Source organism: Caulobacter soli, assembly GCF_011045195.1.
In the GTDB taxonomy this organism is placed as follows: Bacteria; Pseudomonadota; Alphaproteobacteria; order Caulobacterales; family Caulobacteraceae; genus Caulobacter; species Caulobacter soli.
This window is the reverse complement of sequence record NZ_CP049199.1, coordinates 2,892,186-2,906,309: the sequence shown is the minus strand read 5'-3', so window position 1 is coordinate 2,906,309 and position 14,124 is coordinate 2,892,186. Positions and strand designations below refer to the sequence as shown.

At 67.4% G+C, this 14,124-nt stretch carries 9 protein-coding genes; 4 read left to right on the top strand and 5 right to left on the bottom strand.

Going from position 1 to position 14,124, the window contains the following annotated elements:
* Positions 1–12: 12 nt before the first annotated feature.
* The 5 genes from G3M62_RS13475 to G3M62_RS13455 form a co-directional block, all read right to left on the bottom strand.
* Positions 13–2,661, bottom strand: a complete 2,649-nt coding sequence (locus G3M62_RS13475; RefSeq protein WP_165187799.1) for a TonB-dependent receptor — start codon at positions 2,659–2,661, stop codon at positions 13–15.
* A gap of 127 nt (positions 2,662–2,788) precedes the next feature.
* Positions 2,789–3,787 carry a FecR family protein gene (locus G3M62_RS13470; protein WP_165187797.1) on the bottom strand — a complete coding sequence of 333 codons (999 nt, stop codon included), beginning with the start codon at positions 3,785–3,787 and terminating at the stop codon, positions 2,789–2,791.
* Complete coding sequence (locus G3M62_RS13465; protein ID WP_165187796.1) at positions 3,777–4,370, bottom strand: RNA polymerase sigma factor; 594 nt, start codon at positions 4,368–4,370, stop codon at positions 3,777–3,779. The genes G3M62_RS13470 and G3M62_RS13465 overlap by 11 nt, the downstream gene beginning before the upstream one ends.
* Positions 4,358–7,201: a TonB-dependent receptor gene (locus G3M62_RS13460; protein WP_165187794.1), complete on the bottom strand. Its 2,844-nt coding sequence runs from the start codon at positions 7,199–7,201 to the stop codon at positions 4,358–4,360. The genes G3M62_RS13465 and G3M62_RS13460 overlap by 13 nt, the downstream gene beginning before the upstream one ends.
* A 300-nt stretch (positions 7,202–7,501) precedes the next feature.
* Entirely contained in the window at positions 7,502–8,128 is a 627-nt protein-coding gene (locus G3M62_RS13455) for a TetR/AcrR family transcriptional regulator (protein ID WP_165187792.1), read from the bottom strand.
* 231 nt (positions 8,129–8,359) lie between these two features.
* On the opposite strand from G3M62_RS13455, the gene G3M62_RS13450 reads away from it, so the two are divergent.
* The 4 genes from G3M62_RS13450 to G3M62_RS13435 all read left to right on the top strand — a co-directional run bounded on the left by G3M62_RS13450 (position 8,360) and on the right by G3M62_RS13435 (position 14,085).
* On the top strand, positions 8,360–9,373 hold the full coding sequence (locus G3M62_RS13450; RefSeq protein ID WP_165187790.1) for an aldo/keto reductase: 1,014 nt from the start codon (positions 8,360–8,362) through the stop codon (positions 9,371–9,373).
* A 109-nt stretch (positions 9,374–9,482) separates the two neighbouring features.
* A complete protein-coding gene (locus tag G3M62_RS13445) occupies positions 9,483–10,355 on the top strand; it encodes a VOC family protein (protein ID WP_165187788.1) in 873 nt (290 codons plus the stop codon).
* A gap of 7 nt (positions 10,356–10,362) precedes the next feature.
* Entirely contained in the window at positions 10,363–10,785 is a 423-nt protein-coding gene (locus tag G3M62_RS13440; RefSeq protein WP_246263268.1) for a putative quinol monooxygenase, read from the top strand.
* 399 nt (positions 10,786–11,184) lie between these two features.
* Positions 11,185–14,085, top strand: coding sequence for a TonB-dependent receptor (locus G3M62_RS13435; protein ID WP_165187786.1), 2,901 nt, complete (start codon positions 11,185–11,187; stop codon positions 14,083–14,085).
* Positions 14,086–14,124: the final 39 nt, after the last annotated feature.

Below are 14,124 nucleotides of genomic sequence, written 5' to 3'. Positions count from 1 at the left end.
TCAGGGGTAGGGTTAGAACTTGCTGCGCAGGGTCAGCGAGACCGTGCGGCCCCAGTGATAGATCTCCATCGGCTGGTCCTTGGTCTTGCCGTAGACGTAGCGGATCTCGTCCGTGAGGTTCGAGCCTTCCAGCGTCAGGGCGTAGTTCTTGGTCAGGTCGTAGGAGATCGAACCGTCCAGCGAGCCATAGGCGTCGATGTAGGATTCCGCAGTGGTGGTGCTGCCCGTGCCCGACAGGTAGCGCGAGCGCCAGAACCAGCCCAGGCGCGCGGCCAACGGGCCCTTTTCGTAGTAGCCGACCAGGTTGTAGCTGGTCTTGGATAGGCCGATCAGGTCGTCCTTGATCTGACGATTTCCGGCGAAGTAGTTGGCCTTGCTGTCCACGACCGTCAGCGAGGCCTGGACGCCCAGGCCGTCGAACGGACCCGGCAGGAACGACAGGCTCTGGTTATAGGCCAGCTCCACGCCGGTCAGCTTGGCGTCGCCGCCGTTGACGCTGGTCGACAGCAGGACGTCGCCTCGGCCCGGCACCTGGATCGTGGTGTTCTGCTGGGTGATGTAGTCGTCCATCTTCTTCCAGAACACCGCGCCGGTCAGCGCCGTGGTCGGGGCCGGATACCATTCCAGCGAGGCGTCCAGCTGGTCGGCCAGGAACGGCTTGAGGTCCGGGTTGCCGCCCGAGGCGCTGGGCGTGTCGCGCGCCACGCTGATGCGTGGGGCGCTATCGGTGATGTTGGGACGGTTGACCACGCGCGAGGCGGCGAAGCGGGCGATCAGGTCGTCGCGCAGCTGGGCCTTGACGTTCAGGCTGGGCAGCCAGTTGCCGTAGTCCTGCGGATAGGACACCGGCTGGGCGGTCGTGCCGTTGGTCAGGGTGCCGCTGGCGACCTGTTCGGTGCGCGCGTAGCGCACGCCGATATTGCCGCTGATCGGGATGGCCGTGGCGAATTCGAAGTCGCCGCGAACATAGGCGCTGGTGATGTCCTGGCTGACGACGAAGGAGTTGCGAAGATCGGCCGTCGACCACGGCTGGGCGGCGACCGCGGGCGTGAACAGGCGATTGTAGATCGCGTCGCGGGTCGGGGTGACCCAGGTGCGCGGCGTGGCGCCGTCGAAATCCTTCAGGAAGCCCGAATAGGGCAGGGTCTCATAGTAGTTCGAGCCCAGGGTCGAGACCGGCACGTTGAGAATGTCGTTCAGCACCCAGTCGCGGCGCAGATAGACGCGCTTCATGTTGTGGCGTTCGGCGCCGAAGGCGATCTTGCTGAACGGGCCCTCGAACACGCGGGCGCCGTCCAGCCGGATCGTCTCATCGGTGTCGCGCGAGTCCTTCCAGGTGTAGTCGAAGGCCTGGCCGACGAAGTTGGCCGGGTTGGTGTAGTCGACCGTGGTGGTCAGCTGCGGGATCGCCTTGTAGCCCCGCGAGAAGTCGTAGGTCAGGGGCGCGAAGAAGGCCAGGCGGTTGCGCTTGGTGGCCTCGCCGTCAGGGTGATAGCTGCGGGCCCGCGAATAGGCGTACTCGGCGTTGAAGCTCCAGGCGCCCGGGGTCCAGGCCTGCTTGAGCCCCACGGCGGTCAGGTCGTGGCGGTTGAGGCTGGTTTCACGCGAGGCCATCCAGCGGACGTTGTTGATCGTGCCGCCGACCACGGTGTCGCCGACCGTCTTCTGGCTGCCGGCCACGAAGACCGGCGTGGCGAAGGTGGTGTCGTCAGGATAGATGTCGAGGCCGAATTCGTCGTAGTCGACATCTAGGCGGGTCACCAGCACGTCCAGGTCGGTCTGGAAGTCGCTGTTGGGCTTCCACTGACCGGTCACCGCGCCCGAATAGAGCTTGCGGTGCTCGGTCTCGATGGTCGGACGGGTGCGCGAGGGCGTGTAGAAGCCCGCGCCCAGGGTGTTCTTGAACTTATCAAGGTTCCAGCCGACCTGGTACAGGCGGTCGTTGCGCACGTGGCGTTCGTCGTAGAGACCGGAGGCCAGCACGCCCAGGGTGCTGTCAGCGTTGGTCCAGGAGAGCAGGCCCGAGGCCGACGGATCAGCCTTCTTGCGCACGTCGCCATAGGTTTCGCGGATCGAGAAGGCGGCCTTGTGGCCCACGTCCAGCGGCTTGAAGGTCTTGATGTTGATGTTGCCGCCCAGGGCGCCTTCATCCATGTCGGCGGTCGGGGTCTTGACCACCTCGATCTGCGAGATCAGCTCGGCCGGCAGCACCTCGAAGCGGAACTGACGGCCCTTGGCGCCGCCGTTCTCGATCAGTTCGTTGACCGCGATCGAGCGGCCGTTCAGCTCGACATACTGGAACTGCGGGCCCAGGCCCCGGACGCTGACATAGAGGCCCGCGCCGCGCTGGCGGTCGATGGTCACGCCGGTGACCAGCTGCAGGGCCTCGGCGGCGTTGCGGGTCGGGAATTTGCCGATGTCCTCGGCGTTGATGGCGTCCAAGCCGTAGGCGGCCGAGCGCTTCAGGGCGGCGGCGGCCTGCAGGCTCTTGCCGTAGGAGGTGACGACGATGGCGTCGACGGAGTCCGTCGTTTCGGCGGGCTCGGCGGCCGTTGCGGCGGCGGGTTCCGCGGCCTGGGCCTGGCTGGAAGCCAGGGCGGCGAAGGCGAGAATGGCGACGGCGCCGGCGCAGCGCGCCGACGGGTTCTTGGAGCGGATCATCTTATCCCCCGATGGTTGAGACCCGCGGGGAGGCGCGGGTCGAGGGGGAAGAACGAAAGCTCGGACGCTCGTCCTCAGTCCGTCATCGGTAAATTATTTGCGACGACCTGTTGAAAACCTTGAGTTTTCATCCGTGCAGAGATGAGTTCCTGGCTGGGGTGATGATCAGGCTTCCGTCGGGCGTCGTTTGGGTTTTCACCGGCAGGGCGACTTCCAGAGCGGCGCGAACATCGTCCATCCGCTCGACGCGGACCGAGCCGGACAGCCGCAGATCGGCCAGGGCGGGATCGCCGAGGATCACCTTGCGGCCGGCGGCGCGCGAGAGCCGCTCGGCGACCTCGACCAGGCCCACGTCGGCGAAGACCAGGCGGCCGCTGGTCCAGGCGGCGTCGCCCGCCACGTCGCCGGCTTCGGCGCGACCGCCGCGCGTGGCGGAGAGGTAGCGCTCGCCCGGCCGCAGCAGCACGTCGGGCGCACCGGCCTGGCTCACGCGCAACGAACCCTGCACCAGCGACACGGTCAGGCGCTGTCCGCCGGCGACGTTGAAGCGCGTGCCCAGCACCGTCAGGGTACGGTCCGAAACCGCGACGGTGAACGGGCGTCGCGGGTCGTGGCTGACATCGAAGAAGGCGTCGCCGTCGGTCAGGGCCAGGGTCCGGGCGTGACGGGCGAGCCGGGCGGTCAGGCGGCCGCCGGGGCTGAGCGTGACGTGGCTGCCGTCGGCCAGGGTCAGCCGCGCCACGGCGTGGGGCGGGGCGACATAGGTCTCGGTCCGGGGGCGATCGATGAGCACGGCGCCGGCCACGAGCCCCGCGGCCGCCAGCGTCAGTCCGCCCACCAGCCAACGGCGGTCTGGGCGGTGGGGACGGCGCGCCACGGGACGGTCCAGACCCGCCTCCAGTCGCACGGAGCGACGCAGGGCGCGCACGGCCGGATCCTCGGCGGCCAGGCCGATGGCCAGCCAGGCCTCGCGGGTCTCGGCGATTTCCTCGCGAGCCTGGGCCGAGCTCTCGGCCCAGGCGTCCAGCACCGCCTGTTCGGCGACGGACAGCGGACGCGAAAGGCTGGCGGCCAGGATCTGGCGTGGGTCGAGCCCGGCGGGCTCGGTCGGGGTGTCAGACGTCATGTTCGGTTCCGATCGCCAGGCGCAGCCGCGCCAGGGCGGTCATCATGTGTTTCTCGACGGTGCTGACCGACAGGCCCAGCCGCGCGGCGGCCTCGGCCTGGGTCAGGTTCTCGAAGCGGCAGAGCACGAAGGCCGCCCGCACGCTGGGGCTCAGGGTGTCCAGCGCCGCGACCAGGCTGCGCAGGCGTTCGCGTCCGGCCAGGGCGGTTTCGGCCGAAGGTTCCTCGTCGGGCAGTCCCGGGTCGACCTCGACGTGGCGATCGCGCCGACGCGAGCGTTCGTGGCGCTCGTGGTCGATCAGGGCGTTGGCCGCCACGGTGAACACCAGGCCGTCGGGGTTGCCCCAGTGCAGGCGCGCGAACCGGCGGGACAGGCGCATGAACACCTCCTGGGTCAGATCTTCGGCGTCCTCGGTCCCGACCGACCGGCGCTGGAAGAAGCTGAGCAGCGGCCGGCGGTAGCGCGACACGAGCGTGTCGAACCGCGGCGCGTCGAGCGCGGGTTGCGGCTCGACCCCATCGCTGGCCCTGACGGGCGGATCCTCGTCCGCCGACGCCAGACTCGGGAAGATCAGAACGCCCATCGCAGCCTCGTGGACAGGTAGCGGCCCCAATGATGAATCTCCATCGGCTGGTCGCGGCTCTCGCCATAGACGAAGCGACGCGCGTCGGCCAGGTTCACGCCTTCGAAGGTGATCGTGGCCTGCCGGTTGACCCGCCAGGACGCCGCGCCGTCTAGCGACCCGAAGGCCGCCGTGGTGGCCGGCGCGTTGATCGAGCTGCCGATCGTGGTCAGGTACGGGCTGCGCCAGTTGTAGCCGAGGCGCACGGAGGCGCGGCCCCGCTCGTAGAAGGCCAGCAGGCTGTAGTTGGTGCGCGACAGACCCAGCAGGGCGTTGCGGATCACCCGGTCGCCGGCGAAATAGTTGGCCTGGCTGCGCACCAGGGTCAGCGAGCCTTGCACGCCCAGACCGTCCAGCGGCGCGGGCAGGCTCTTGAAGGTGCGGCTGTAGGCCAGCTCCAGGCCCTGGATGCGGGCGTCGCCGCCGTTGACGTTGGTCGACAGCAGGATCTCGCCGCGCCCGGGAACCTGGATGAAGGTGTTCTGGGCGGTGATGTAGTTGTCGAGCCGCCGGTCGAACACCGCGCCGGTCAGGGCGCCGCCGGACGGGAAGTACCATTCCAGCGAGGCGTCCAACTGGGTGGCCAGAAACGGGTCGAGGTCCGGATTGCCGCCGTTGGCCGTCGGCGTGTCGCGGGCCAGGGTGATGCGCGGGGCGTTGTCGACGACGTTGGGGCGGTTGACCACCCGCGAGGCCGCCAGCCGCAGCAGCAGGTCCGGCGTCAGCGTGACGCGAAGATTGGCGCTGGGCAGCCAGTTGCCGTAGGCCTTGCGCCATTGGGCCGGGATCGGATCGGCGCCGCTGGACAGCACGCCCGTCGAGACCTGCCGCGTGCTGGCGTAGCGAACCCCCAGGTCGCCGTCGACCGGCAGGCCGAACCAGTGAGCCGAGAAATCGCCGCGCACATAGGCCGAGACGATCTTCTCCTCGACCACGAACGAATTGCGCAGGTCCGAGACTGACGGGGGCAGGGCGGCGATTTCGGGTGTGAACAGGCGCTCGTAGAAGGCGCGAGCGTCCAGCGCCACCCAGCGTCGCGGCACGTCGCCCGACGTACCGGCCAGATAGTCCGAGACGGGCGTCTGGCCATAATAGTCGCCCCCCAGGCTGGTCAGGGGCGCGCCGACGACCGTGTTGAGGATCCAGTCGCGTCGGCGATAGTCGCGTACGCGCCTGTGACCCTCGACGCCCAGGCTGAGCTTGCCCGCGCCCAGCGAACGCGCCACGTCGGCCTTGAGCGCCTCGTCGGTGTCGCGCGAGTCCTTCCAGGTGTAGTCGAAGGCCTGGCCGACGAACTGCGCGGGGTCGGTGTAGTCGACCGTGGTCTTGAGCGTGGGCGCGGTGTGGAGGCCGCCGCTGAAGTCATAGACCAGGGGGGCGAAGAAGGCGGCGCGCGCCCGCACCGTGCCCCGGCCGTCGGGATGATAGCTGCGGGCCCGGGAATAGGCGTAGTCGATATCCAGCGCCCACGCGCCAGGCGTCCAGCTCTGCCGGACGCCGAAGGCCGCCAGGTCATGGCGGTTGAGGCTGGTCTCGCGCGAGGCCATCCAGCGCACGTTGTCGATCTGGCCGGCCTGAACGGTGTCGCCGACCACCTTCTGGCTGCCGGCCACGAAGGCGGGGCGGGCGAAGGTGGTGTCGTCCGGATAGATGTCGAGGCCGAACTCGTCGTAGTGGGCGTCCAGGCGGGTCACCAGCAGGTCGATGTCGGTCCGCCAGTCGGATGAGGGACGCCACTGCAGGGCGAAGTCGCCCGACATCAGTCGTCGGTCCTCCAACTCGATGGTCGGCCGGGTGCGCGTCGGCGTGTACAGGCCGGCGGGCAGGGCGCTGGTGAAGCGGTCGAGGTTCCAGCCGGTCTGGTAGAGGCGGTCATTACGGATCTGGCGTCGCTCTGCCATGCCCGCCGCCAGCAGGCCCAGGCGGCCTTCAGGGGAAACCCAGCTCCAGACGCCCGACACCGCGGGATCCGGCTTGCCGGCCTGGCCCTGCGAGGCCCGGACCGACAGCACCGCGCGCGGGCCGCGTTCCAGCGGCTTGAAGGTTCGCACGTCGATATTGCCGCCCAGCGCCCCCTCGTCCATGTCGGCGGTGGTGGTCTTGATGACCTCGATGCGGTCGATGACGTCGGAGGGCAGAACCTCGAACCGGAACTGCCGGCCGCGAAACCCGCCATTCTCGACCAAGTCGTTGATGGCGATCGACCGGCCGTTCAGCAGGACGTTCTGGAACTGCGGTCCAAGGCCCCGGACGCTGACATAGAGGCCCACGCCGCGATGGCGCTCCAGGCTGACGCCCGGCGCCAGTTGCAGGGCCTCGGCGGCGTTGGCGGCGGGCAGGCGGGCGATGTCTTCGGCGCTGACGGCGTCCAGGCCGTAGCCGGCGTCCCGCTTCAGCGTGAGGGCCCGCTCGAGGCTGGCGGCGTAGACGGCGGTGACCACCAGCGGAGCGACATCGCTCGGGCCGTCTTCCTCGACGGGCGAGGCCGGCGGGGACGCGCTCCGAGCTTCTGGCTCCACCGCATAGACCCCCGCGCGCACCTTGCGGATCCGAAGGCCCTGGCGACCGATGATCGCGGTCATGGCCTGGTCCAGGCCGGTGTCGCGTCCGACTGGGTTGGCGATCAGACCCTCGACGAGCCGCGGTTGGAACAGGATCTGGACATTGCGCTCGATCGCGAGCCGCGTGAGGGCGGAGCCCAGTTCGGTCCGCCCTTGGGCATGGCCGACGGTCGAGATCGAGCCGACCGTAGTGATCGCCAGCAGCGTGGCGCGACAGAGGTTGCGTGGCATGCTGCGAGAAATCTCAGGTCCCGACGACGCGACCGAACCGAACCGAACCGTCACTAATCGGCGTGGGTGACGGATTGACGACAGGCCGACGTGTTCGCGAGGACGCATCGCGCTTGCGAACGCAGGCTCAAAGTCCGTTTTGTGGAAAAACGCCAGGGTGGGCGTCCAGGTCTCGCCGACGCCATCGTCGACGAAAAAGGCGGTAATTCTGCTGGGCGACGACGGAGGGGATGCAACTGCTGACGCGGCCCCCCCGCGATTAGGCGAGCCGAGATGACAAAAGGGTGGAGGAGGCGGCTTTCAAGATGCGACGCCCTTGGCTGCGCCGAGCGGATCTTCCAGCCCGTCCAGCAGGCCGGCCAACGCGGCCTCGGTCGGGTCGGACGTCGGGAGTCTGGACGCGAGCAGGCCGTCGGCGGTCAGCAGGGTCAGGCCATGTAGCTGGGTCCAACAGGCCACCGCCTGGGCTCGGGCGTCGCGGGCTCGCAGCCATCCCGCCGCCTGGCCGCGCGCGATGAGATCGACAAGCGCGTCGAAGGACGCGTTCGCCTGCGTATCGAGCCGCGGATCCTTGGCCGCGCGCGCATCGGGACTGAACATCAGCCGATAGAGATTGGCGTTCGAGGCGCCGAACCGGACATAGGCCAGGCACCGGGTGATGAACGCCCCGCGCGGCGGCGCCTCTGGACGCTCGGCGGCGAGAAGGGCCTCTTCCAGGCGGTCGAAGCCCTGGACCGCGAGTTCGGCGAGCAGGGCGGCCTTGTCGGCGAAGTGCTTGTAGGGCGCGGCGTGCGTCACGTCCGCGCGGCGGGCCAACTCGCGAAGGGTGAACTGCCACCCTTGTTCCTCGCCCAGCATGTCCAGCGCCGTCTGGAGCAGCACGCGGCGCAGGTCGCCGTGATGATAGGGCTTGGGCGTGTCGTTCATGGCTGGATGTTGTCACGAGAAACTTATGTTGACAACGTAAACTTCGGGGCGCAAAACGCTCAAAGTTTCTAGTGTAAACATTGGATCGACCCTGATGGCTCGCCCGCCTGTTCGTCGTTTCTGTTCAAGATTCGACGGATTGAGCGCGGATAGCGTGTGTCGGTCCGTATCTTAATCCAGATGTCGAGTTGGCGGCTGCGCCGACGCGACGTCCATCGCAAGGTTGAGACGATGACGCTCAAGACTATCCTGCCCGGCAAGCTCGGCTTCGGCGCGGCGCCGCTCGGCAACATGTTTCGCGACATTCCCGAGGCCGAGGCGCTCGGGACGGTGGAAGCCGCCTGGAATGACGGCATCCGCTACTACGACAACGCCCCGTTCTACGGCGCCGGCTTGGCGGAGACCCGGATGGGCCAGGCCTTGGCCGGCAAGCCGCGCGACCAGTACGTGATCAGCACCAAGGTCGGCCGGGTCATTCTGGACGAGGTCGAGGACGTCAGCGCCCGCGACCTGGGCGAAAAGGGCGACGTCTTCCGATACGGCCGTCCGAACAAGATCGTGAACGACTATTCCGAGGACGCGACCTATCGCTCCATCGAGGACAGCCTCAAGCGCCTCCAGACCGACCACATCGACATCGCCTTCGTCCACGACGTCGCCCAGGACTTCTACGGCGACGAATGGCTGGGCGTCTTCGAGACGGCCCGCAAAGGCGCCTTCAAGGCGCTGGACCGGATGCGCGACGAGGGCGTGATCAAGGCCTGGGGCCTGGGCGTCAATCGCGTCGAGCCGATCGAGCTGCTGCTCGACCTGGACGCGCCGCGCCCGGACGCCTTCCTGCTGGCCGGTCGTTATACGCTGCTCGATCATGGCCGCGCCCTGCAGCGCGTGACGTCAAAGGTCGCCGAGCGCGGCCTGGGCATCGTGGTCGGTGGTCCCTACAGCTCCGGCGCCCTGGTAGGCGGGCCGAACTTCGAATACGCCCCCGCCACCCCGGCGATCCTCGACAAGGTCGCCCGTATCAAGGCGATCGCCGACCGTCACGGCGTCAGCATGAAGGCCGCCGGCCTGCAGTTCGCCCTGGCCAATCCGGCCGTCGCCGCCGTCATTCCTGGCGCCAGCCGGCCTGGCCGGATCGCCGAGGATCGCGCCGCCCTGAACGAAGCCGTGCCAGCCGACTTCTGGCGCGAGCTTCGCGCGGCGGGGCTCGTCAATCCGGCCGCCCCGCTACCCGACGCGGCCTGAACCCAACCCTCGAATTCAACCGTCGCTCGCCGACCGGGGCTCCGCTCCGGCCGAAGGGCTCCTCGCGTCCTGAAACCAGGCGCCTTCACTACCGAAAAGGAGAAAGATCATGCGTAAACCCACCCACGACGAAGCGGCCGATCCCGGTCGACGCGACATGCTTCGCACGGCCGGCGCGGTCATGACGGCGGCCGCCGGAATGGCGATCGCCGCGCCTGTCGCGGCTCAAGGCGTTGCTGGTCAAGGCGGCGTCAACGGCCTGTCGCCGGCCGCCCGCAATAGCGGCCCGCTCGGCGCGCGGCTGCAAGGCGTGCAGCACTTCGGCCTGACCGTCCAGAACATGGAGCGGGCCTTTGAGTTCTACACCGAGGTCCTGGGCGGTACGGAGGTCTTCCGTCACGGCGACTTCCAGGGCGACACGGTCCACAACACCCTGCTGGCCGACCAGGACATCCAGGCCAACGAACTGGGCGTCAATCCGCGCACCCTCGGCGTGCCCGACCTGCGCGACGGCGCCCAGCGGCTGGACGTCCGCTTCATCCAGTTCGACAATGTCGTGATCGAGCTGTTGCAATACCGCGACGCCGACCAGCCGATGGGCGGGCCGCGCGCCTTCGCCGAACCGGTCCAGCACATGAGCCCGGCCTTTCCGCGGATGATGCACATCTGCTTCCACGTTCGCGACGACGTCGACTTCAACAAGTTCATCACCGACCTGGAAGCGGAGTCCGCGCGCCGGGGCATGACGCAGGTGCGGGCCAACCGGACCATCCGCGTCAACACCGAGGCCGAGCGCCGCGCCGCGCCGCAGAGCGCCAACACCAACAAGGTGACCGTCGCCCCGTCGGACGGCTGGGAGCTGATCTACTGCAAGGGGCCCGAGGGCGAGCAGCTGGAGTTCGTCAAGGCGCTGGGTCCGGTGAAGCAGCGTTTCGCCAACACGCTGGCCGCGCGCCAACGCGTGCTGACCGGCGCGCGGTGAGGATGTCATGATGCGTAAGACAGTCTCGATATCGTTGGCCCTGGCCGCTCTGGCGGCCGCCGGGGCGCTCGCGACCCCGGCCCTGGCGCGCGACGCCGCCGGGGTCCGCTATCAGCAGATCCCGGCCGGCGCCTATTCGATCGTCGCCCAGGTGCGGGCCAAGCCCGGCAAGGAGGCCGAGCTGCGCGAGGCGACCTTGCCGCTGGTGACGCTGGTTCGCGGTGATCCCAAGAACCTCGTCTATTTCCTGCAAGAAGACCGGACGGCGCCGGGCCACTTCGTCTTCTACGAGGTCTTCGCGACCAAGGAGGACTTCGAGGCGCACAACGCCATGCCCTATGTGAAGGACTGGTTCGCCAAGCTGCCGGCGCTCGCGGAGGGCGGCGTCCAGGTGATGCGGATGGAAGTTCTAGGGCAGGAGCCGCGATAAGCCGTCGAACGGCTGGAGTGGTCGCTTATCAGGGGTGTCTAAAGGTCTGACCTCTTGACAGGGCATTGGTTTGACCTGCTATGTGGGAACGTTCACATTGAGAGATGTGATCCTCTGATTTTCCCCCACTGGCGCCCATGTGTTTCGACACGTGGGCGCCTTTCTTTTGTCGGTTGAGCCGGTATTTCGGCTCCACGTTCGGTATCTCGGTTTCGAGATGTTGGCGGAGGCCGCCAGAGGGCTGGCTTCGGGTCGCTTGAAAGGATCTGACCTAAAGGTGGATTGACAGCGATATTGGTCTGACCTATCCAAAAAATGTGAACGTTACCATTCCAGCAAGGGGTGCGAACGTTCCTTGAGCAATGCGAGCGAGCAACGTCGCCGCAAGGGAGGTCGGGAATGGTTATTCGTTTTAGCCGTCAGGTCGGACTGAAGGCATGTCTGCTGTGCGCCACCATGCTAGCAGGCTTGGTTCCTGCGGTCGCTGGCGCGCAGACCGCGCCCGCCGCGCCTGCGGCCGCGGCTCCGGAAGAACCGGCGGCCGTCGAGGAAATCGTCGTCACCGGCTATCGGGCCAGCTTGGCCAGCGCCGCGAACATGAAGCGCGCGGCGACCAACTTCACCGACTCGATCGTCGCCGAGGACATCGGCAAGTTCCCCGACCTCAACATCGCCGAATCCCTGCAACGCATTCCTGGCGTCCAGCTGGGCCGGGACGTCACCGGCGAGGGCGTGCAGATCTCGGTTCGCGGCCTTGGTCCGTCCTTCACCAAGGTGACGCTGAACGGTTCGCAGATCGCCGTGGCCTCGGACGGCGCGCTGGATTCGGGCAGCTCGAACCGCGAGCTCGACCTTGATCTCTTCCCCACCGAGCTGTTCACCAAGCTGACCGTCAACAAGACCCCGACCCCGGGTCTGCTGGAAGGCGGCATCGCCGGCACGGTCAACCTGGCCAACGCCCGCCCGTTCGACCGTCCGGGTCAGCACCTCAGCATGTCGATGGAAGGCGGCTATTCGGACGCCTCCCAGAAGGTCAGCCCGCGCGGCGCGGTGATCGCCTCCAAGACCTGGGACAAGTTCGGGGTCCTGGTCGGCGTGGCCGGCGGCTCGCAACACTTCCGCACCGACGGCTACGAGACCATCGGCTTCACCACGCCGAACCTGACCAACCCCATCGTCGGCAACTGCACGGTCGCCACCTGCGATCGTCAGGGGCTGAACGGCGGCGCGGGCGGCGGCGGCTTCAAGTTCGCCACCACGGTGCCGGCCAACACGGGCTTTGGCCTGACGCCCGGCGCGCCGCTGAACGTCTCGCAGACCAGCGGCCTCAGCTTCCAGGATCTCAGCAACACCCTGGTGCCGCGCCTGCCGCGCTACGCCTATATCGACGGCAAGCGTGATCGCCTGTCGCTGCTGTTCTCGGCCGAGTATCGCCCGTCCGACACCCTGAGCTTCGCGCTGGACGCCCTGTACGGGAAGGCCAAGCGCAACTTCAATCGCCTGGACATGAACCTGCTGGTTCGTAACGCCACCAGCCTGGTGCCGATCGGCTGGGAAACGGATTCCAACCACGTCCTGACCAAGGGCACCTTCGCCAACGCCCAGATGTTCATCGAAGCTCGGCCGGTCAATGACAAGGTCGACTTCTACAACTTCAATCCCAGCTTCAAGTGGACGCCCAACGACCTGGTCGAGGTGACCGGTCAGGTCAACTACAACCGCAGTGTCTTCACGCGCGATATGCCGTCCTTCATCTTCGACACCGCCCCCAATTCGGGCCTGTCGGTGGCGTTCGACAACACGCAGGGCGGCGACTTCCCGGTTCTGACGCCCAGCCGCGACATGAACGATCCGAACCAGGCCTGGGTCACCGACTCCTACCGGATCCAGCGCGCCAAGCGCGTGACCCGCGACGAGGGCGCGCACTTCGACGCCAAGTTCGGCAACGACGACGCCAACATCCGCATCGGCTACGCCTATGACGACACGGCCCGCGAGATTCTGGCGTTCGACAACAGCAACGCGGCCCAGGCGGCCGGCGTCGCGGCCATCCCCAACAGCGCCATCTCGCAATATCTGACGGCCGGGCCGTCGCGCCTGCTCAGCCTGGCTGACATCGCCCCGGGCATGGCCTCGTTCGTGCAGCCCAACTACGAAAAGCTGAACGCGGCCATCCACACCCAGCAACTGCTGGACAACGCCCCGTTCTCGCTGACCGGCACCTCGAGCATTCCGTCGGGCTGGATCGACGAGCGCACCCAGGGCGCCTATGTCGAGATCAACGGCGCGACCGACTTCATGGATCGCGCGATCCACTACAACGCCGGCGTCCGCTACTTCCACACCGACCAGCGGATCGAAGGCCCGATCAGCATCAGCGGCGTGACCAGCTTCCAGACCACCAAGCGCTCGTATGACGCCTTCCTGCCGTCGTTCAACGCCGCGGTGAACCTGACCGACAAGCTGGTCCTGCGTCTGGCCGGGTCGCGCACCGTCACCCGCGCCAACCCGAACCTGATGCTGCCGGGCACCTCGTTCAGCGACATCTCGGCCCAGGTGGCGTCGCAGGGCAATCCGAACCTGCAGCCCTACTACTCCAACAACGCCGACTTCGGCCTTGAGTATTACCTGGGCGGCGCGGGCTATATCAGCGCCAACTATTTCGCCAAGGATATCCAGGGCTTCACCCAGACCCGCCAGATCCAGGCGCCGTTCTCGACCCTGGGCATCCCGCTGTCGTCGCTGACCAACACGCAGTTGGCGACCGGCATCAACATGAACACGGTCATCTCGATCAACACCACGGCCAACGTCGATCAGAACCTGTCGATCCGGGGGGCGGAGTTCATCTGGCAGCAGCCGCTGGACTTCATCACCAGCCGCCTGCCGGGCGGGATCACGGGCTTCGGCTTCACCGCCAACTACACCCGTATCCAGCAGGACTCGCCGAACTCGGCCGCCATGGCCGTGGGTATCGCGCCCAACCTCTACACGCTGGGCGGCTACTATGAAGATCACGGCGTCTCGGTGCGGTTGAGCTACACCTACACCGACGATGCGGTGATCGCGATCGCGCCGCAGAACAACACCAACGTGGGGAATATCCAGGGCGCTCGTGGCCAACTCGACATGTCGGCCAGCTACACGCCGAACTGGATGGACAAGGCGTACCAGATCACCTTCAACGCCGTGAACATGACCAACGAGCCGCTGACGACCTATTCCAAGTTCGAGAGCGCGCCGTTCACCGTCTACTATCCGGGACGTCAGTTCCTGATCGGTCTGCGGGCCAAGTTCTAGGCCGACGATCTAAAGGCGGGGCGCGCTGGACGCGTCCCG

Excerpts from the sequence above, each read along its gene's own strand:
- G3M62_RS13450 (WP_165187790.1), top strand. The coding sequence starts at position 8,360 with ATGACGCTCAAGACTATCCTGCCCGGCAAGCTCGGCTTCGGCGCGGCG.
- G3M62_RS13435 (WP_165187786.1), top strand. The coding sequence starts at position 11,185 with ATGGTTATTCGTTTTAGCCGTCAGGTCGGACTGAAGGCATGTCTGCTG.
- G3M62_RS13440 (WP_246263268.1), top strand. The coding sequence starts at position 10,363 with ATGATGCGTAAGACAGTCTCGATATCGTTGGCCCTGGCCGCTCTGGCG.
- G3M62_RS13475 (WP_165187799.1), bottom strand. The coding sequence starts at position 2,661 with ATGATCCGCTCCAAGAACCCGTCGGCGCGCTGCGCCGGCGCCGTCGCC.
- G3M62_RS13470 (WP_165187797.1), bottom strand. The coding sequence starts at position 3,787 with ATGACGTCTGACACCCCGACCGAGCCCGCCGGGCTCGACCCACGCCAG.
- G3M62_RS13460 (WP_165187794.1), bottom strand. The coding sequence starts at position 7,201 with ATGCCACGCAACCTCTGTCGCGCCACGCTGCTGGCGATCACTACGGTC.
- G3M62_RS13465 (WP_165187796.1), bottom strand. The coding sequence starts at position 4,370 with ATGGGCGTTCTGATCTTCCCGAGTCTGGCGTCGGCGGACGAGGATCCG.
- G3M62_RS13455 (WP_165187792.1), bottom strand. The coding sequence starts at position 8,128 with ATGAACGACACGCCCAAGCCCTATCATCACGGCGACCTGCGCCGCGTG.
- G3M62_RS13445 (WP_165187788.1), top strand. The coding sequence starts at position 9,483 with ATGCGTAAACCCACCCACGACGAAGCGGCCGATCCCGGTCGACGCGAC.